This window comes from Listeria monocytogenes ATCC 19117 (assembly GCF_000307025.1).
In the GTDB taxonomy this organism is placed as follows: Bacteria; Bacillota; Bacilli; order Lactobacillales; family Listeriaceae; genus Listeria; species Listeria monocytogenes_B.
In genome coordinates, this window is record NC_018584.1 from 2,515,190 (window position 1) to 2,534,966 (window position 19,777).

The following is a 19,777-nucleotide window of genomic DNA, read 5'->3' on the forward strand; positions in this document are numbered from 1 at the left end:
AAAAGACGAACCCCTAATTGAGAATTATTTTCATCTATGTTCAAATAATCGATATTTCCTAGCCGATACTTTATAATTAACTTAAGGAGGCGATGAAAAATGACCGATAATCTTTTTCCTAATCTAGCGCATGAAAATTGCAAAGAAACGATGCCCCCAGTCACAACAGAACAATTCAAAGAAGCAGCCATTCTCGAAAAGAATCGCAAAATCGAAGAAATCTTAAACATCGTTGATAAAAAGAAACCAAGTATTAAAAAATAACGAGGACCTGTTCGCGCAGGTTCTTTATTTTACGTTTAATTCCGAGTTAACTCATAAGATAAGTTATATTTATTTTATTTCGCTCAAAAATCATGTATACTAGAAAAAAAGACACGTCAGGAGGCCCCTACATTGGCTATTTTAGAACTTAATTTCAAATCAGTTTGTTTAGCTATGCAAACAAGTGTAACGGTGATTTTGCCTGAAACAGATGCACTTTATCATGGCTCAATTCCGAAATATAAAACATTATATATTCTTCACGGTTTGTCGAATAACCACACTACTTATGTACGCAATACAAATATCGAACGCTATGCCACTGAAAAAGGGCTCGCTGTTGTCATGCCCGCAGCAGATCATAGCTTTTATTCTAACATGGTTCATGGTCGCGACTTTTTTGAGTTTGTTAGTACGGAACTGCCGCACGTTATGAAAAACTGGTTCCCACTTTCAGATAAAAAAGAAGATACTTTTATAGCTGGTCATTCCATGGGAGGTTACGGTGCGTTCAAGGTTGCACTTACTTTTCCAGAAAAATTCCAAGCCGCGGCCAGTATGTCCGGCGTCATGGATATTAATTATATCATTAAAGAAGACTGCTTCGAAAATTTCAGCACGCGTGCCATCACGGGTGAAATGGCTAGCCAAACTGGTACGGAAAATGATTTATTTCATTTATTAGAAACTAATCTCCAAAACCAAGTGCCATTACCAGCCCTTTTCCAAAATTGTGGCACGGAAGATTTTCTATATGAAGATAATCTTCGTTTCCGAGATTTTGCGCTTGAGAAAAATGCTCCGCTAGAGTATCGCGAAGGCCCCGGTGACCATGATTGGGATTTTTGGGATAAGAGTATCAAAGAAATTATCGACTGGCTTCCACTTTAATAAAAAGAAGACTCGGACTCACCATCCAAGTCTTCTTTTTTAGTGCGTAAATCCGTATGAGTCGTTGCGTTCTTTGTCATGATACAGCACTCTAGCATGTTCCAGATTATGAAGCGCGTCTGCAAAATCAACCGCAAACTCTTCAGCCACGTTATAGCCTAAGTCCGCCCGACAAACAAACCGTTGAATAATCGTATCACTTAAATCGGCCGGAAGTGGATAGGCTGGAACTTGCCATCCTTTCATTAAAAGCTGATCAGCCAAGTCATATAGCGTCCACTCTACATCCAGTCCTTCTTTCATTTTGTAACAAACAATCGGTAAATTAGCGCCATCATTAATAATTTCAAAGTAGCCACTTTTTTCTACACTTTTTGCCAAGTAAAGGGCTGTTTTCTTTGTTTTTTCATGAATTTCTCGGTAACCTTCAAAACCATATCGTAAAAAATTATAATATTGACCAATAATTTGACTGGCACTACGAGAGAAGTTAATCGCCATCGTCGGCATCGAACCACCTAAGTAGCTGACTTCAAATATAAGCTCTTTTGGTAAATATTCTTTGTCTTTCCATAAAATCCAACCAACGCCAGGATAAACCAATCCGTATTTATGACCGGAAGTATTTATAGAAACAACATTTTTAAGGCGGAAATCCCAAGGTAATTCCGGATTTACAAATGGTGTAAACATCGCGCCACTTGCTCCGTCAACATGAATGACTAATTGATGCTCGTTCGCTTCATTATATGCTTCTACTTTTTCATCTAATAATTGAATATCATCAAATTTACCAGTATAAGTAATGCCTAAAATCCCGACAATCCCAATTGTGTATTCATCAACCAAATCAAACACTTTATCTACATCGATACTGAGATGCTCTTTATCCATTGGCACAACACGCATATCTACATCCCAGTACACACAGAATTTTTCCCAACATACTTGGTAGCCTGATGAAATAATTAAGTTCGGTCGTTTCGCTTGAATATCTAGACCTCGTTTTTCCGCATGGTTACGCCAGCGAAATTTCATTGCCAAACCGCCAAGCATACACGCTTCCGAAGAGCCTACTGTCGAAGTCCCCAAGTAAGACATATCTTTTGGAGCATTCCACAAATCGGCTAAAATATTGACGCAGCGATTTTCCAGTTCAGCTGTTTGCGGATATTCGGATTTATCAATTGCATTTTTCTCGAGCGTTTCTGCCATCAGTATTTCTGCCTCTTTTTCCATGTATGTCTGACAAAAAGTTGCTAAGTTTTGCCGCGCATTTCCCTCATCCATCAACTGGTCTTTCACTAGTTGGTACGCAATACGTGGTTCCATCGGTTCCTTTTTTAATACATATTTCGGGATACTCGTGCTTTCTTCCTCAGATCCAAAGAGTGGGATTCGATAACTTTCCTGTTTTCGCTTGTCGTCTTCACTATAAAGCATCTTTTTTCCTCCTTTAAAATAACTGATCACCTTCTCTCACCAATACCCATTAAACCTTAGAGACAAACCGTTCAATTTTTCACAATAATTTGTTATACTACGATGGTACTTATAAGGAGGTTCGTTATGTTTGATTTAATTTTTCCACTTTTACTTATTATTCTCGGTGTCATCTATCGGGTGAATCCACCTAAAAATAAAGAAAGTCGCTTTAGTTATCGAACGAAAGCATCTTTAAAAAATGAAATCTCTTGGCAAAAAGCGCATCAATCTCTAGGAATCTACTGGATAGTTATCGGGGTTTCTCTTCTAGTTTTGTCACTTGTACTTGCTTTTATCCCGATGCATGCCTTTATTCGTAGCTCGATTTTATTAACAACAAGTATTTTTGCCGTATTACTTTCTGTCATTTTAGTAGAAAAAAAACTACAATAAAAAAAAGCACCGCGCTAAGCAGTACTTTTCTGTAATCCATTACATATAAGTCCAAAAAAATTTTACTCTTCTTTTATAATTGTATTTCGTTCGGTGACACGATAAATATGAATAGTAAGGTAGACACGCTCGTCTCTCGTTAGTTCTGTATGATGCGTATTTATTAAATAGGCATCAATTTTTTTCGTACATTTAAAAGCTTCTGGATATTTAATTTGCACTTGTTCATATAAAAAGTCATCGCCGGAATCGACAATCTCTTTTCGAAGCAAACGTTGCGCGAAATACTGTAAATGTGTAATAAAACGCGTGTAATTCAGTGAAGTTTCATCCAATACCATACCATAATGATACGTAACAATACTTAATATATCTTGAACAATTTGAGTCATCGCTACAGTCATGTGCATCTGTTGCCCATCTTGTCTAGCATTTACAATGTGAAGCGCGATAAAACCAGCTTCATCCTCATCTAAACGAATTCCAACTTCTTGCTCGATAAAATCTAGTGCTTTCATTCCCACCAAATACTCTGCGTGATAAAATCGTTTTATTTCCCATAATAATGCGTTTTTCAAATTAATACCTTGATTATACCGTGACACAGCGAAGTTAATATGATCAGTTAGGGTCAAATAAATATTGTCACTTAAATCTGTTTCCAAAGTTTCTTGCGCATACTGAACCACGTCATCCGCAACACGTAAATGTTTCAGTGGAATCTCACTAAGTAACTCAGAGAGCTTTTCTGAAAGTTCATGTGTTTCCATTACGAATGTTTTTTCAATCTTGGATACCTCCACCTCATCTCCAAGTTTCTTTTGAAAAGCAAGACCACGACCCATCACTACAGACTCCTTGCCACTTTTACCCTCGGCGATTACAACATTGTTATTCAGTATTTTTTTGATAATCATGCATTTTCACCTCTTTCAAAAGAAAAAAACCCAAACTAATTCCAATGCTATTAATATCAAAATAGCACTTGAATTAATTCAGGTTTTGCCCGCCTTAGCAGTAACAATCCTATGCTTTTCTCTAACATTATAGTACAAAAAGAAACCGATTACAAGTGGTTTTTTGATATTCAATTTTGGTTTACTTTATATCTTCCCTACTTTACCACAACTTATTCATTGACATGTAGTTTTCTGCATGCTATTTTTGGCTGGAGGTGATAAATTATGGCAACACGCTCGGAACAAATTTTTATTAATTTGCCTGTAAAAGATTTACAAGCAACCGTCGCTTTTTTCACAGAACTTGGCTACGAATTCAATCCGCAATTCACAGACGAAAATGCTACCCAAATGCTCATCGGAGACAATATTTTCGCCATGCTCTTGAAAGAAGATTTCTTCCAGACTTTCCATAAAGAAGGCATCGCTGACACAACAAAAGCACGCGAAGTCCTCATCACCATCACCCAAGATAGCCGCCAAGCAGTCGATACGCTGGTCGATCATGCACTAAAAATCGGCGCAAAACCAGCAGGCGAAACACAAGACTACGACTTTATGTATAGCAGAAGTTTTCTTGACTTAGACAACCATCTATGGGAAATCGCTTATTTAGACGAATCCGCTTTACAATAATTACAAAAAAAGCCGTTGGAATTCATTTGATTCCAGCGGCTTTCTTGAATTTCCGTATTTTTTTAATCGCCCAGTCGTAATGACTTGATGTGCTTGAAATAAATATGGCGCCTAGTGAAGTTGTATTGGTCCATTTATAATATTTTTTTGTAAATAGTTCTTCCTCCGAATGCCCTGCAATTAAAACCATTTCTTTGTTATGGGTTTCATCCAGTAATTCCCTTGCTTGCGCTAAATCAGTCTCTTGGTATTTCTGCCAAATGACCAAATTTAGCTCTGGTGTCGTTTTCCACGTATAACCTTCTGCTGGCATCAATGGTTTCTTTCCACCCATTCCAACTTCATACCAATCCAGCGCCATCTTATGCCATTCGTGCAAATGTATTACGACATCCCGAATATTTTTATCCCGGTCTTCAAATGGAAACGTGAGCTGTTGCTTTTCTTTTGGAATAGAGTTGATTAAATCGTTCAATTGTTGGTACTTTTCCGTGCTTTGTTGAAGTAATTCTACTTTGTTCTTTGGTCTTACCATAGAAACATTACCCCTTTCTAACAATTATGTAAGTTTAAATTATCATTTTGTCGCTTTACGCGAGGGATTTACATGTCATTTCCCTATACAATAAAGGTAACACTTTTGCAAAGGATGATGGATATGAAAAAAATCGTTATACTTATTATAAGCTTACTATTACTCGTTGGGATTGGATTCGGTGTATATTACTTTAAAAATGCCAATCATATAGGTGCAGACGTATCATATGTTAAAATCACAACGGACGGCGAAAAAGGCAAAAACGTAAGCTTCAACTATTCCTATACAATGCCAGCATATGATGAAGCCGGGAAAGAAACAGAAGTTACTTTTTCTGCAGACAAAAATTTACGCAAAGGTGCTTATTTAAAATTGTATATTAAAGAAGACAAAGGCGTAACTTCCTATGAAGAAGTCCCAGAAAAAGAAGTTCCCTCTAAAGCAGCAGAAAAACTTAAATAATCACCCAATCTCCTCCTTGCGAGGGGATTTTTTCATATTGAAATATATATATCTATCTCGCCACTCGTATGATACCATTCAAAATCTGTTTTGTACGCTCGTTTTAATTCACTATCTCGCGCCCAAATCTTCTGCCAAGTTTCTTCCACGCCTTTATGACTCGCATTATCTACAGAAAAAACTAAATAATCTCCAGCTTTAATTAAGACACTCTTCTCTTCATCCCAGTCTTTTGTTCCTACCAACAAATCATAGTCACCTTTGTAATCACTTGCATAATTACTATATACCGCAAAAATATCTCCTGCAGGCTTATCTACCATTACATCACCCCAAAGCTCTGCAATCGGACTAAAATTATCATTGTTTACACGTATCTTTTTCCCAAAAATCTCTATATTTTCTTGTAAAATCATTATTTGCCGCCTCCTTTTAAAACCATTATAGCGAACAAAACCTGACAACTATCTGTCAACAATTCAAATTAAAATAAAGTTTTTCCACTTCGGATTTGTAGTCTTTTTGAAGCGATGCAGGTTCTAAAATTTTCACGGCACTTCCAAACATCAATAAAAACGGTATTATATTGCGCTCCAAATCATAGAAAAAGCTTACACGGACATAATCGTCTCCAGTCTCCATTTCTTCTTGCAAAAAATAATCCAACAATTTCCCGAGCTGATTTTTCGGAAATTCCAACACAATTTTCTTCATTTCTGCAGGCTGGTGCTCCGTTTCTTCAACGTACATAATCGATTTACCTATTTCTTTCAAAGAAGTTATTCGCGTTAATTTAAAATGACGAATCGCTGCTCTTTTGTGGCAATAGGCTTCTAAATACCAACTTCCATCCATCAAGTTTAATTTTTGCGGCGAAATCTCCCGCGTTGTTTCCGCGCCACTCATAGCGATATACGTAATTTTAAGTTGTTTATTTGTCGTAAAAGCTTTCTGGATATAAGCGATTTTCCGTTTCACTTCCGCTTCAATTTGCTGGCGATGTTGTGTCGCTGAATCAAAGAAAATATGCTTGCTAGTTGGTTTTTCAGTCTGTAATAGCGTGATTTTTTCTCGCAAAATCTCGTGGCTATCATTCAGCATAAACTCCGAACGCGCCTCTAATGCCTCAAGCAAAATCTGTTTTTCCGCCTCCGAAAAAGTAAATGTCGCCAGCTTATATGTATCGAGCATTGTGAACCCGCCGTTTTTTCCCGGCAAAGCAACAACTGGAAATCCCGCATAAAGTAGCGTATCCATATCGCGATAAATCGTCCTTGTGCTTACTTCAAATTTTTCAGCCAGCTCACTTGCCAGCACTTTTCGCTCCAAGATCATGACTAGTATTGCTAAAATCCGTTCTAGTTTCACCCCAAAACCTCCAACACCTTTTAGCTTTATTATACCATGCACTATTAGTGATCAAAAACCCATGCATATGTGATGGATAAAACTTCTCGCATCATTCCTTTATACTTTGCAAACGTCTTTGATGTTGCAGGAAGGCCTGATGCATCAATCCCTTGACGCTTTGCTAACATTAGCGCTCTATACATATGATAATCACTTGTCACAATCACTGTTTTTCCTAAATTAAATTTCGCATTACTATATTTAATATTCTCTTCTGTTCTCTTAGATTTCGTTTCCGTTTCAATCCGCTTTCTTGCAATTCCTTCATTAACCAAATATTCTTCCATAACGGAAGCTTCAGTCGCACTTTCATCAGCCCCTTGGCCACCACTAACAATCACTTTCGCCTTTGGATATTCGTTTAAATAAGCGACTGCCGCATCCAATCTTTCTTGCAAAACTAATGAAGGAACTGCTGGGGTCCCATTCACTTTTGCACCTAAAATCAACACTGTATCAGCATTTTCACTTGGTTTCGTCCTAGAACCACTAAACATAAAGGCCGCGACGATTAATAAATACATAAAACCAATTATGATTAAAATAATGACAATTTTCCTCAGACTTCTCATCTAGTTCGTCCTCCCTACTTCTTAATTAATAGCTTAGCAGAAGATTTTAAATAAAAGAGAAAGAAATAATCAAGTTAAGGGAAATTAAAAAAACACCCCGAAACAGTTTTGAGGTGTTTTTGCATTATTAGTTCTACTAAAAATACTCACATGTGATTGATTCTATTCAGTATTATCATAAATTCTCCGGCTTTTTTAAATATATCGCATACATAATTAAAGATAAAATACTTGCTGACACCGCGATGAGAAATGCTGGTTCTACTAATTCAGAGACATAAGTAGCTATAATACTAAAGGTGAATGAATCAAATCCAAATAATGGCCGAACTGCCAAATTAAGTAAACCTATAACCAATATTAAAATTCCTATAGATGGTACAATTCTATTTTTACCTCGCTGAAATTTTGGAATAAATATAGTACACAAAAATCCCAAATATCCCACAATGATGATTGGTTGCATCCAAATTAATTTATAAGCAGGCTCATATACTAATTCAAATGTTGCTGCATCTATCCCGCTAGCCATCCACGGGAACAACAAACAAATTACTGCTATTAAAAAAAATGCAATGCTTAATAATCTATACATAAGCAAACCTCCTCCCTTGGTACATATTAGCATAAAAAGTTAATGTATAAAAAAACTGCTCAAGAATGGCTTTTCTTCGTTTTAAATAAGCAAAAAAATGTTTTTTTATAGTAATTATTACACTTTATGTGTTGAATTTGCTCTTTTTAGATAAATTCCACACCTATATGTGGTCGTTATTCAAAAATTATTCAGTTTGTAAATCAAACAGCAAAAAGCGCCATAAAACATTCATTTAATACTATTCATTTGTCATTTTTTATTAATTTTAGTAGTAAAGAAAAAATTACATTTGAATGGATATGTATATTTATTCAATCCACATGATTATTCTAAAATCGTAATTATTTTCTTGACTCCATCGTTTAGCATCCAAATAAAAAAGTGATACAAACAGCTTAAAAAAGCAGTTTGTATCACTTCTCAGTTTCCATAAAATATGGAGATGGTGGGAGTCGAACCCACGTCCAGAAATATCGGCACTTAAATATCTACGAGCGTAGTCACCGTATTAGCATTTCGCATAAACATCGGCCCGGTAACAGGCTTCCATTCAGCTAGTCTGATTAAGCTCTTCTATTTAACCCCAGACGGAGATTAACTAGTGTAGCCCACTTAGAGTGAGACCCTTACCGTAGCACATGGGCGATGCACGGAGGATCAGCTATGCTACTGCTTATTAGGCAGCGAAAGCTAGGTTTTGTTTTTCTTTGCCAGTTATTATTGGCTTTGACGTTGATAACGAGGACGATCCCCCCGACTCGCAACTCAAGCTCGAACTATCCCTGTCGAATCCGTAACATCCCCAGAGTTAAAGTCTAACAGTAGTTATTATACAGGAAAAAACGAGGCTTTACAAACAGAAAAAACTTGTGACATAGCCAAATGCGCAACTATTATTTAGCATGTCACAAGTTTTCCATTAATTAATGGTTATTTTTACTGAGTAATTCATAACTTCGCCTTCTTCTATATAAGGCTCTATTCCATTAAAATCAATTCCAATAGTGTATTCACCTTTATCAAGGTTATTTGTTGGCACAATAATCTGCTTCGTCACTTCGTCGTAATCCACTTTTGCCACGTTGTAAATTTCCTTCTCATTTGAATCACGAATCCAAACTTCTTGAAAACCACTAATTCTACCTAAATCATCTAGTTGCGTATAAACTGGTAGCGTGATATTTGTATCCTCACCAAAAACAACATTTTGATCTGGCAAAGTTCCGATTTGACCTAGTACGATTACTTTATCCACAATAGTAGGCGGCAACACATTTAAATAATTATAACTTAAATCCATACTTACCAAACTGTCCAAATAAGTGAAATCCGTCATTTCTGTTCTATATTGGTTCGTTTGAAAATTTACTTTCTGCAAATTTTTCAAGTTTGTAAAATCTGGAACGTCTTCCGAAGCTAGTCCACAACTGCTCATCAACAAGGTTTCTAATTTAGGAATATTAGAAAAGTTAGGTAAGCCCCCAACAATAGTTCGATTACTAAGATCAAGATACTTTAATTCTGGGTAGTTTTGATAATCGGGAACTGTAATGTTTTCAGGTAGTACCTCGCTTGATAGATTTCCTTCTGCTCTCAAAGTATCTAATTTGGGCAAGGTTGGTAAATCAGGAAAGCCAGTAAACATGGTTTGTGTAGGATAAATCATAATATTATTTACATTGGTAAAATAAGCATTTCCTAGCATTTGTAAATCTTCATCTGTGAGGTAATTGGTAAAATAACCCAACCCTAGAGATGTCACCGCATCCACATCATCTTGGGTAATTACATCTGTCACATCTTTTTTACCAAAGTTCTCCACCATATCTTCTGCTAAATTTTCATCTGGGAAAACATCAATTATTCTAGCTGGTAGAGGATATACATCTGTCTCATTTGCACTTGCATCTATCGCTTTAAATGAAACAACCCCGATAATAACTATGCTAAATACCAAGAATAGTCTAAATAGATTTTTCATCCTATCTCCTCCAATTTATAAAGGACGGGGAAATTCCCCGCCCTTCTATATTATTCTGCGGATGGCATAACTCTTACATTATCAATGTGAATGCTCGTTCCTCCTGGGGAATCCATTTGGAAACTAGTATTGATATTGCCTGTTGTTACTTTGACATCCTTCATTGTTACATAATGCCAAACGTCATCTGCAACTAAGTCAATTGTTTTACCATCGCTGCTATCATAATTATTAACCGTCATTTGTGCTTTTGCTGCATCATCGTTGCTTACTTTCACCCATGCTTCAACGTCGTAATTCGCATTATTAACTGGAACTGCGATTTGTTGAGCGAGTGTTTGTTTGTAAGCGCCAGGTAAATAGAAATAAGCGCTCTGTTTACCAAATGCTGGTGATTCTGGAGGATTGACACCTGAGCCACTATCAACGCCGTATGCTTTGTCTTGCCCATCAGGATGAGACTCTACCCAATTGGTCGTTGCCGCTGCATCCCGCTCAAATCCGCCGTTATCGAGTAGATTTACTTCCGACTGTACTGGTGAATTGATTGGCTCAGCCGAAACAAGAATTCTATCGATATTTACATTACCAGTAGTTTCGCCGTCTCTTAGGAAGGTAATTTTATTGGTTCCTGCTTTTAAGTTCACAGCTTTTTCTGTATCTGACCAAATATTCCAGTTTTCACCTTCGGAAGGGAAAGTTACGCGAGAGTTGTAGTCACCATTCGTATATAAATCGAGTGTTTGTGGCATGCCAGTTCCATTTGCTGTTCGTGTGTTTAGTACGTACTCGCCGTCAGCTGGTACATCCACTTCAAACTTGATTTCATCTCCTGCTGCTCCAAATCCACCAACAAAACCTTCTCCACTATAGAACCAGTGATCGTTCGCCACTTTTAAAGTGCCGGCAAGGTCCGCTTCTTCTGCTTCGACTTTTGCTACAGTTGGTGTGAAACCAATATTTACTTTGTCTAGTGATACTTGATCAGCTTTATCGCCTGTGTCCGTTACCACTTTATAAGAAATACTATTTTTCCCTGCTGAAAGTGGTAATGCTTCGGACTGAACTGACCAATCGGTGTTTGGTTTTAGCGTGGTTTGTTTTACATAATCACCATTGACAAAAATACTTAATGATTGGTTATCTGCGGAAGCATTTTTGTAAGTTAGGTCCACATTATAATCACCAGAGTCTTTTACATTTGCATAGATAGTAGTTCCGGCGCCGTCTTTATCGTAGCCATCCACATACGTTTTTTCAGCAACCGGTTTATCAGCAACTGTATCAGCAAAATTGGATCCTGTTTCCATTTCGTATGTTCCTGTTTGTACGACACTTGCAGAACCTGAAGTTGTAATGACAGTATCTGCATCAGCTTGAGCTGGTACTTTTACGTATGTTACTGCTCCGTATACATCGCTACCTACAGCATATCCGCTACCATCAGCATTTTCTAAAGCGGATAAATCGTCATAAACTTTGCTATCTGCGCCATTTACTTGGACGCTTTCAGCCGCATTTCCGTGTAGTTTTACAATGTAATTCTCTGTGTCTGCTTTATAACTTCCTTCTTTCGCACCAATCGTGAAAGTACTAGTATCAGCAGTTTTTGAAGTAGTCATTTTTTGTTTTAAATAGGTATCTTTTTCATAATCAAAAGATTTTCCGTCGTCATCGTAATGTGTAAAGGATGTCTCTTTATCTGATGCAAAAGTGTCTAAATAAATTGTTTTGACTGCGGATTCGCCAACATAGTTTTGTGGTTGTTGCATTGGCATAATGGCACCTTGTTTAACAAACATCGGCACATCTGTCCAGTCGTCATCATTCACTTCATAACTGATTGTTTGATTTCCTTCGTATACGTCGCCACGGTTGTAGTCAATCCATGTTCCTGCTGGTAAATAAATATCACGAGAACCCGCTCCTTCTTCTAAAACAGGTGCCACAAGTAATCCATCACCAAACATCCACTCATCTGTTAAATTAACCACATTTTCATCAGTAGGATTATCAAACGTAAGTGGTTGAACTAGACCAACACCAGAGTCATATGCTTGACGTTCATAAGCATACATATAAGGAATCATTGAGTAGCGCCAAGTCATGCTACTTTTAGCAACTTCTTCCGCCGTGCCACCATAGAACCAAGGTTGACGTTGTTGATTTTGATTCCCATGCGTACGGAAAACTGGAACTAGAGAACTAAATTCCATCCAACGACTATAAAGTTCTGGGTCCGGGTTTAACACTTGGCCCGAATTGGCATTGAAACCACCTGTATCCATGCCCCATTTTGTCTGTCCTAAATTAATTGTCGAAAGCATTGTACTGGGTTGTTCTTGCATCCCATTTGCCCAGTCAATAACTTCGCCTTTTTTCCACTGAACGCCGATATCGCCGGACCAAGTAGAAGTAGAATAACGCTGTGCGCCTGGGTAGAAGGTTCTTCCTGTTTGCCAAACACGTTCATTTGTATAGTCGCGTTGGCCTTCATACATAGCTTCTGATGTAAATCCAGTTGTGAAATTACCAAACCAATAATCGGCTCCATTAGAAGATACTTTGTCTGTTTCATCATTCCACCAACCGACAATTCCTTTATCTAGGGCATCCTCAGAATGTGACCACCACCAATTACGTTCATCTTCGTTGTATGGGTCAATACTTCTTACCGTTACAGGGAATGCATAGTCTTCATACGCAGATTGCCCTGGATACCAGTAACCATTTGCTTCTGCATCTTTCCCTTGTTGCGTGGCTGTTCCATCTTCTAAATTAGTTACGACACGCGGTTTTGTAATCCCAATCATTTTTACACCAAGTGCATCCATATCGGATTTTAACGTTGTGTCTTTTGCTGATGGGAAGTTTTCTGTATTCCAAGCAAACTCGCCATAATCGCCACCATACGTAGGATCTCCGTAGAATTTCCAATCATAATCAAACGCGAAGGAATCAATCGGAATCCCTTTCGCACGATACGTATTAATGTTTTCTCTAAATTCTGTTTCATTTGTTCCCCACTCAAAGTTAGAGAATCCAAGCGACCATTTTGGCATCATTGGAGTATGCCCTGTTACATCAGCATAAGAAGACATAATTTCTTCGGGCTCACCAGACATTAAATACATCTCTACATTTTCTTTCACGTAGCGACGGCCTTCAACCACTGTATCGCCGTAATAAAACTCTAATTTTTCTTCATCTGAAACGGAATACGGGTACCCGCCATCACTATCTACAAGTAAGCCATATCCTGCTGTAGACCACATGAACGGACCTCCTGCATTACCTTGCTGACCCGCTTGTGCAGTCTTATTACTATCGGCAGCAGTATTATCTCGTTCCATGCCCAGGTCTCCGTCACTAAAACTAATTCCATAGGCACCATAAACATGGTCAGAAGCGCCGCGCTTAAATCTAACACCGCCATCAAAAATCCCGCCGTCCGCTGATTCAGACAATAACGTTTTCCCATTTTTATCTTTAAAAGTCATTCGTGCTGGCTCTTTAGCAATTTCTAGCGTACATTCATCTGTTGAAATTATCATCGGATCTGATTCCAAGTCAATGGTCGCACCAATCGCTGTGAAAGTTGCATTCGGATCAATCATAGGTGTAGATGGACTGTTTTCGATATTGCGTGGTCGCAAATTCACCTTAAGCAAATTATTCGCTAGCGGGGAAATTTCCAAGTAATCATCTTCTGCTTCATCCCCGTTATCAATTTTAAGCGTGATGACATTATCAGTCACCGTTGCTTCAAGGACATTTCCAAGCCCTTCCTCCGCACTTAATTTCGCATATTCTTCTTTGCTAAGTTGCTTCGCGGCTCCTGTATTCGCTTCTTGTTTCACTTCTTTTTCTTTCGTTTCTTCCGCCTTCACTTCCACTTGTAACGGCTGAGTTATCCCTAAATTCAGCCAAACTAGTGGTACAACAGCCATACTGACACAAACTTGTTTCATACCTTTTTTCATCATCTCGCCCCTTTTTATTCTGTAATAGTTACTGGAAAATCATACCAACCCGTATATTCTCCAGAGTTATAACCTAATGAAATTTCTAGCAAATGCTCTCCCGGTTGTAAGCCAGCTGTTTCAATCTTGTACATGTATGAACCATCATAGGTCGGATAAGGTGGTTCATAAAGCGTTCTACCATTGTCCTTAATAATAATTAAATCGTGTCTGCTTGGTGCGATAAAATCTAATGCTTGGTAAATAAAAGGAACAAAAACTTCCAAGTTCTCTCCTTGTTTAATCGTTGTGTGAGGATAAGTTGCTGTCTGGTTAGCAAATGAATGTGTACTTAATTGTTCTGATAGAAAGATATCTTCCGGAATAGAAATTAAATGATTCTCATTAAGAAGTAGTGAATCTAAGTTAGGCATATTCATCCAAATATCTTCCGCTACATAACCAGAAAGTCCAGCATCCTCCATATTAATACTTACTAGTCCTTCCATTCCAACAAATTTTGGAATATTAAAGCCAAAATTATTTTGACTCAAATCAGCATTGGTTAAGTTAGGATAGTTTGCATCTGGAAAAAGAGTAATATTAGCCCCATTTGCTTCAATATTTTCTAAAGCAGGAAGCGCATCAGATAAATCAGGCAGTTCTCCAATATTATTACTCCAAATCGCTAATTCAATCGCATTTGTAAATACTTCATTGTTTAGTACGCTTAAGTCTTCCCCCGTTAAACCCAATGAGGGCAAAGGAATAAGAGTCATTGTATCCAAATCTGCTTGCGTAATCGTGTCATTTACAGAATCTTTATCTAGTTCTCCCGCAATCGCCTCCGCTATCGCTTCCACAGGAAAAGCCTCAATAATAGGCGCTGGTAAGGGAACTGTATCCGCTTGTGCTTTTATAGTTGGTGCAAATAATATGCAACAAAAAGCTATAAATGCTAGCCCAATTATTTTTTTCATTCAGTTCAATCCTTTCAACATAGCCACCCTCTCTATCCATAAAAGGGTGGCTTATTGGATTTATTTCTTAAATACTACATGGTCAAAATTTATTCCCGCTGTATCATCTGCTTCAAAATCAAATACAACTTGGTTATTACCAGCTTGCAAGGTTACTGGAACTTCTATCGTGCTCCAAGTATCCCAATCAGCCGTTTTCGGTAAAGTAATTTGTTGTTTTTTACCGTTGATATATACGGTTCTAGTTGCATCTTCTACGCCAGCACTATAACGAACTTCCATTGTATAATCAGAAGCACCATCTACTGCGTCTACATCAAACTCTACCGCTTCTTTTTCTGCATCAAAGCCGGCTACAAAACCAGTACCAGTATATCCCGCGTGATCACTTGCAGTACTTACATTTGTCAGATGAGCAAATTCCGCTTCGTATGGTGCATGATTTACACCGTTTAATACGATTGCTTGTTTGGCATCTTTTGCCGCTGCTTTTACATATGTTAAGTTTTGTACTGTATCATAGTAGTAACCTGTCGTTGCTTCGTTAAATGCATCTAGCGTATCCGCTTTAGCTACATCTGCCCCGTCAATCGTTACACTTGTAGGTTCTGTACTGAAAACTTGCATCGTTGTTTCATCCGCCATTGCTGGAAGATCTACGGAAACTTTTTCATTTGCAAAGTCTTCAGAAACACTGATGTCACGCATTTCTCCGCCGTTTACATCATCATAGAAACTATATTCGCTATCTCCAGATGGATAAACTCGGAATGTTAAATTATCATAGGATTTTAAATCGTTTCCGACATTTTGGCCAAGTTGGTAGCCATCTGTCATATTCATCGGAATAATCGCTCCAGCTTTTGCAAATACAGGAAGCGTATCTACATCTGCATAATACGAAATGGTTTCGCCACCTGGATGAATTCCGCCGTTCCAAAGATCAACCCATTCACCTTCTGGTAGATAAACTTCTTTTTCTGTTTGACCTTCTTGAACGATTGGCGCTACAAGTAAATCGTCACCGAACATATACTGTTCATCTAAATCACGCGCATTGATATCTTCCGGATAATCCATGGCCATTTGGCGCATCATCGATTTACCATTATCCGCCGTATCTTTTGCCGCTGTATAAATATAAGGAAGTAAATTCATTCGTGTGTATAGATATTTTTGGAATGTCGGTAAAATGGTTTCATCGCCTGTTCTAGCTACCGCGTTCCAAGGTGAGCGTTCTTCACTTGGCGATGGATCTGATTTTTCCGAGTGGAATTGCATAATCGGTGCAAAAGCTGCCATCGCAGTTGCGCGTTTATATAGTTCTGCCGTTGGATAGTCTCCCGTAAATCCAGCCATATCCCACGCCCAGTAAGAAACACCTGAAGTTGAAGCACTAAGTCCAGCTTTTAATGAAGCTTGGAAAGAGTCAAATGTGGAAGTTTGATCTCCTGACCAGTAAATACCAGATTTTTGTGCTCCAGAAGTTCCTGAACGACTAAACGAAACTGCTTCTGGATTAATACTTTTCGCAAAATCAAAATAACTTGAAACGTAGTCAGTTGGATAACGGTTTCTCATTTCTTGTCCTTTTTCCCCGTTAGAGAAGGTGGTATCACGTCCCCACACCATCTCGCCGCCATCTGTCTTAAATCCGTCAATCCCTACTTCTGTTAATAAATACTCACGCTGGGACGTCCACCAATCTACAGCATCTTTATTAGTGAAATCTAGTAATATCCCATTTCCAAACCACTGAGATGCCGGAACTCGGTAAGGAGCCCCTGTTCCATCGTCCGCACTATACCCTTGGCTTATCATGTATGCTTCATCATTATCTCTTTGTTCATATACTGTACCGTCATCTTTTAATACTGGAACTTGCCATAAAACGATATTCATACCTGCATCATGGACACTATCCACCATAGCTTTAGGATCAGTCCATTTCCCGTTGAAAGTAAAATCGTCATAGCTAAATGCTTCCCCGTTTTTCTTTGCTGTATAGGTCGCATTGTTCCAAATATAGTAAGTTTCTTCATCACTCCATTGTTCTAATACAAAGCCAGTTGCTGGAATATCATTTGCTTTTGCATTAGAAAGTGCAGAGCTTACATCGGATTCTCTATCCCACTCGTTTGCTGACATCCAAAGTCCAAAAGCCCATTTTGGTAGCAAAGTCGTTTTCCCTGTTATATCCGTGTAGTTATTTACGATATCATTTTGATCTTTCCCGCTAATAACATAGTAATCAAGCATATTCGTCATATCGCCATCATTGTCCAATACAAAACTATATTTATCTTCTACTTTAGAAGCCATTTGGAACTGTGAATGGAAATCAGAATTGACATACATCCCGTATTTATTAGCACTTACAAAAAATGGTACCGCTAAATAGGTTCTTTCTGTCTGCGCTTGATCTTGATACTCATTGTATACGTATGTCTCTACATCTTTTCCGCGTTGGTTAATCGTGTCATAACGTTCACCAAAACCATAAAATGCTTCGTCGCTCGGTGTCATAAAGTTATTTTGATATTGATTGATGACATTTTTTCCATCTGTTAACCAACCTAAGCTGTTGGCAGTTGTATATTCGCTTGTAAGTAAAGTTCCGTCTGCCTGGTACACTTCCATGCGGTAAGGAGATTTTTGAATTTCTACTCGTAAATCCTCCGTTGTAACTGTTACTTTATCTGCACCATCATCTACTGTGTAACCAGTTTTTCCAGCATGTCCAGTTTCTTTACCGGTTGGTGATAGCTCCATACGAAGCGTATCTAAATCCTCAAATGAAAGATATAATTTTGGAGTAAATTCACCTGCAGTGGCTGTCATATTTAATGTAATAGAATCTCCATTATCTACAACGCTACTAACATCTTGCACATACTCCCAGTCTGTCACGTAAAATGTAAACGGACCACTTTCATAAGCAGTTCCTCCGTCAGTAGAGCCTTTTGTTGTATAAGTGATTTCATCGCCTTTTTCAAATTTTCCTAAATCTGCTTTCCAGTAAGTATTGTTCCCGCTATTATAATCATAAGCTGCTGTAACATTCTCTTGTGCTACCCCGTTTTTAGTCCATTCTACCCAAACATTTTGTCCATCTTCAATTGGCCAGGTAGTAATATTTAATGTCACATCTTCACCAGCTTTGGGATCTCTAGGAGAACGTTCTGTTGGTTGGACAGTATATAAATCATCATCTCCATATGGTGAGTGATATTCACCATCCATCGCGAAAACGTTTGTCCCAAATCCACTTAAACAACTAAATATTAGTATGGTCAAAATGAAAATTAAACTAGATTTCTTTCCCTTTCGCTTCATCTCTCTTTCCTCCCTTAATGTATATTTTTACTAAAAACATACTACTTTTGATGTGTTATTTCGCAAAATTATTAATTTTTGCATATCGGCGATTGTAGAAATAATCACATAATGTTATAATGCTTTCACAGATATACTAAAAAAGTTCAAATTACTAATAATTCTACAAAAAAACGCAACTATGCCAGACCATTCTTCATGGAAAAACAATAATTGCGTTCATCAGAAGACCTTGCTTAAAAAACTTTAAAACAACCAGTTAATACTTTTTAACAAAGTTAACATGTCTTCTCCCTCCTTTTTCATCTATACAGAAATACTAACTCACAAATCTTACATAAAATTAAAAAGCATCAAATTTGAACAAATGGAGCTGAGTTTTATGCAAAATATTGGAGACACATTAAAATTTATTCGGAAAAGTAAAAACTTAACACAACAAGAGACTTGTACGAATGCCCTCAGTCGTTCTAACTATCAAAAAATCGAAAATAATAAAATCATGCCTAGTATGGATCGTTTTATCCAAATCTTACTTAATTTCAATATGACGTTAGAAGAATTTGAATTTGTAAAACGGGACTTTACACCTTCTCCAAAAGAAAATATCCTTTATCTATACTCCAAGATTATTACCTCCTCCGAAACAGATATGATACTTAATGTTATTTCCAAATGCGATGATTACTTAGAAAACCACACCGATATTTTTATTTCTGATATTAAAGCCTCACTTGAAGGTATTTTACTTGCTGAAAAAGAACATAATTTTGAACTTGCTCGAGAAAAAGTAACCTACATTTGGGACAGACTTTCGGAAGCGGATGAATTATTTTGGAATGACATATTAATTTTAAGAAATATTTTCTTTATTTTTGAAAATGAAACCGCTCAACATATTGTAAATCGCCTTATCTCTCAACTTAAAAAATATCGTTACCTATATCCAACCCTTTCGATTGAGATTTCACTTCATGTTAATCGTGCTACTTATTTAATTTTAGACGAAGAATATGAACTAGCTTTGCACTACATTGAATTATCTATAAAAATCGCTAAGCATAACCATTACTACTTACAATTCTGTATGGCTATTGCGAAAAAAGGAATTGTGCTGTATAAGCTCGGCCAAAAACAAAAAGGTAAACACTTTATGCAACGAGCACTTAGAGTGGCTAAAGTGCTTGAAGAAGAGCGTATTCTAAATGGTATCAAAAATGAAATAGATTATTTTCTTCACGATGAACTTCAAAATCTCTCTTTAAACGAATTCACCAAAATCGACATATAAAAAAAGCCTAAATCTAGCT

17 protein-coding genes and 1 other RNA gene are annotated in these 19,777 nt (G+C 37.5%); 6 read left to right on the forward strand and 12 right to left on the reverse strand.

Annotated elements, in window-relative coordinates:
• The first annotated feature begins 99 nt into the window (after positions 1-99).
• Positions 100-264 carry a hypothetical protein gene (locus tag LMOATCC19117_RS12440; RefSeq protein WP_003734735.1) on the forward strand — a complete coding sequence of 55 codons (165 nt, stop codon included), beginning with the start codon at positions 100-102 and terminating at the stop codon, positions 262-264.
• Positions 265-396: 132 nt separating this feature from the next.
• Positions 397-1,155, forward strand: coding sequence for an alpha/beta hydrolase (locus LMOATCC19117_RS12445; RefSeq protein WP_003726489.1), 759 nt, complete (start codon positions 397-399; stop codon positions 1,153-1,155).
• 39 nt (positions 1,156-1,194) lie between these two features.
• On the opposite strand, the gene LMOATCC19117_RS12450 is transcribed toward LMOATCC19117_RS12445, so the two are convergent.
• Positions 1,195-2,598 (reverse strand): glutamate decarboxylase, encoded by a 1,404-nt coding sequence (locus tag LMOATCC19117_RS12450; protein ID WP_003726490.1) that lies wholly within the window; start codon positions 2,596-2,598, stop codon positions 1,195-1,197.
• 126 nt (positions 2,599-2,724) lie between these two features.
• Between LMOATCC19117_RS12450 and LMOATCC19117_RS12455 the strand changes: the two genes are divergently transcribed.
• On the forward strand, positions 2,725-3,033 hold the full coding sequence (locus LMOATCC19117_RS12455; RefSeq protein ID WP_003726491.1) for an SdpI family protein: 309 nt from the start codon (positions 2,725-2,727) through the stop codon (positions 3,031-3,033).
• 62 nt (positions 3,034-3,095) lie between these two features.
• Here the strand turns inward: LMOATCC19117_RS12455 and licT are convergent, their stop codons facing one another.
• Positions 3,096-3,950: a BglG family transcription antiterminator LicT gene (gene licT, locus LMOATCC19117_RS12460; protein ID WP_003727937.1), complete on the reverse strand. Its 855-nt coding sequence runs from the start codon at positions 3,948-3,950 to the stop codon at positions 3,096-3,098.
• Positions 3,951-4,217: 267 nt separating this feature from the next.
• On the opposite strand from licT, the gene LMOATCC19117_RS12465 reads away from it, so the two are divergent.
• Positions 4,218-4,628 (forward strand): VOC family protein, encoded by a 411-nt coding sequence (locus LMOATCC19117_RS12465; protein ID WP_003726493.1) that lies wholly within the window; start codon positions 4,218-4,220, stop codon positions 4,626-4,628.
• A 22-nt stretch (positions 4,629-4,650) separates the two neighbouring features.
• Here the strand turns inward: LMOATCC19117_RS12465 and LMOATCC19117_RS12470 are convergent, their stop codons facing one another.
• Complete coding sequence (locus LMOATCC19117_RS12470; RefSeq protein ID WP_003727935.1) at positions 4,651-5,163, reverse strand: ClbS/DfsB family four-helix bundle protein; 513 nt, start codon at positions 5,161-5,163, stop codon at positions 4,651-4,653.
• A 123-nt stretch (positions 5,164-5,286) separates the two neighbouring features.
• Here LMOATCC19117_RS12470 and LMOATCC19117_RS12475 point away from each other — a divergent pair, with 123 nt between their 5' ends.
• Positions 5,287-5,628 (forward strand): YxeA family protein, encoded by a 342-nt coding sequence (locus tag LMOATCC19117_RS12475; RefSeq protein WP_003726166.1) that lies wholly within the window; start codon positions 5,287-5,289, stop codon positions 5,626-5,628.
• 32 nt (positions 5,629-5,660) lie between these two features.
• Here the strand turns inward: LMOATCC19117_RS12475 and LMOATCC19117_RS12480 are convergent, their stop codons facing one another.
• The 9 genes from LMOATCC19117_RS12480 to LMOATCC19117_RS12515 form a co-directional block, all read right to left on the reverse strand.
• Complete coding sequence (locus tag LMOATCC19117_RS12480; RefSeq protein ID WP_003726167.1) at positions 5,661-6,044, reverse strand: GyrI-like domain-containing protein; 384 nt, start codon at positions 6,042-6,044, stop codon at positions 5,661-5,663.
• A gap of 55 nt (positions 6,045-6,099) precedes the next feature.
• Positions 6,100-6,996, reverse strand: coding sequence for a helix-turn-helix transcriptional regulator (locus LMOATCC19117_RS12485; protein ID WP_003734734.1), 897 nt, complete (start codon positions 6,994-6,996; stop codon positions 6,100-6,102).
• Between the two features lie 44 nt (positions 6,997-7,040).
• Entirely contained in the window at positions 7,041-7,610 is a 570-nt protein-coding gene (locus tag LMOATCC19117_RS12490) for a YdcF family protein (RefSeq protein WP_003727932.1), read from the reverse strand.
• 175 nt (positions 7,611-7,785) lie between these two features.
• Positions 7,786-8,205 carry a hypothetical protein gene (locus tag LMOATCC19117_RS12495; protein WP_003726170.1) on the reverse strand — a complete coding sequence of 140 codons (420 nt, stop codon included), beginning with the start codon at positions 8,203-8,205 and terminating at the stop codon, positions 7,786-7,788.
• A gap of 437 nt (positions 8,206-8,642) precedes the next feature.
• Positions 8,643-9,012, reverse strand: a transfer-messenger RNA (tmRNA) gene (gene ssrA / locus LMOATCC19117_RS14875).
• Between the two features lie 115 nt (positions 9,013-9,127).
• On the reverse strand, positions 9,128-10,189 hold the full coding sequence (locus LMOATCC19117_RS12500; RefSeq protein WP_003734733.1) for an internalin N-terminal domain-containing protein: 1,062 nt from the start codon (positions 10,187-10,189) through the stop codon (positions 9,128-9,130).
• Positions 10,190-10,239: 50 nt separating this feature from the next.
• A complete protein-coding gene (locus LMOATCC19117_RS12505; RefSeq protein ID WP_003734732.1) occupies positions 10,240-14,172 on the reverse strand; it encodes a TIM-barrel domain-containing protein in 3,933 nt (1,310 codons plus the stop codon).
• Between the two features lie 14 nt (positions 14,173-14,186).
• Positions 14,187-15,131, reverse strand: coding sequence for a lmo2445 family class 3 internalin (locus LMOATCC19117_RS12510; RefSeq protein ID WP_003734731.1), 945 nt, complete (start codon positions 15,129-15,131; stop codon positions 14,187-14,189).
• Between the two features lie 60 nt (positions 15,132-15,191).
• Positions 15,192-18,467, reverse strand: a complete 3,276-nt coding sequence (locus LMOATCC19117_RS12515) for a TIM-barrel domain-containing protein (RefSeq protein WP_003726175.1) — start codon at positions 18,465-18,467, stop codon at positions 15,192-15,194.
• Between the two features lie 382 nt (positions 18,468-18,849).
• Here LMOATCC19117_RS12515 and LMOATCC19117_RS12520 point away from each other — a divergent pair, with 382 nt between their 5' ends.
• Complete coding sequence (locus LMOATCC19117_RS12520; protein WP_003726176.1) at positions 18,850-19,758, forward strand: helix-turn-helix domain-containing protein; 909 nt, start codon at positions 18,850-18,852, stop codon at positions 19,756-19,758.
• Positions 19,759-19,777 lie beyond the last annotated feature (19 nt).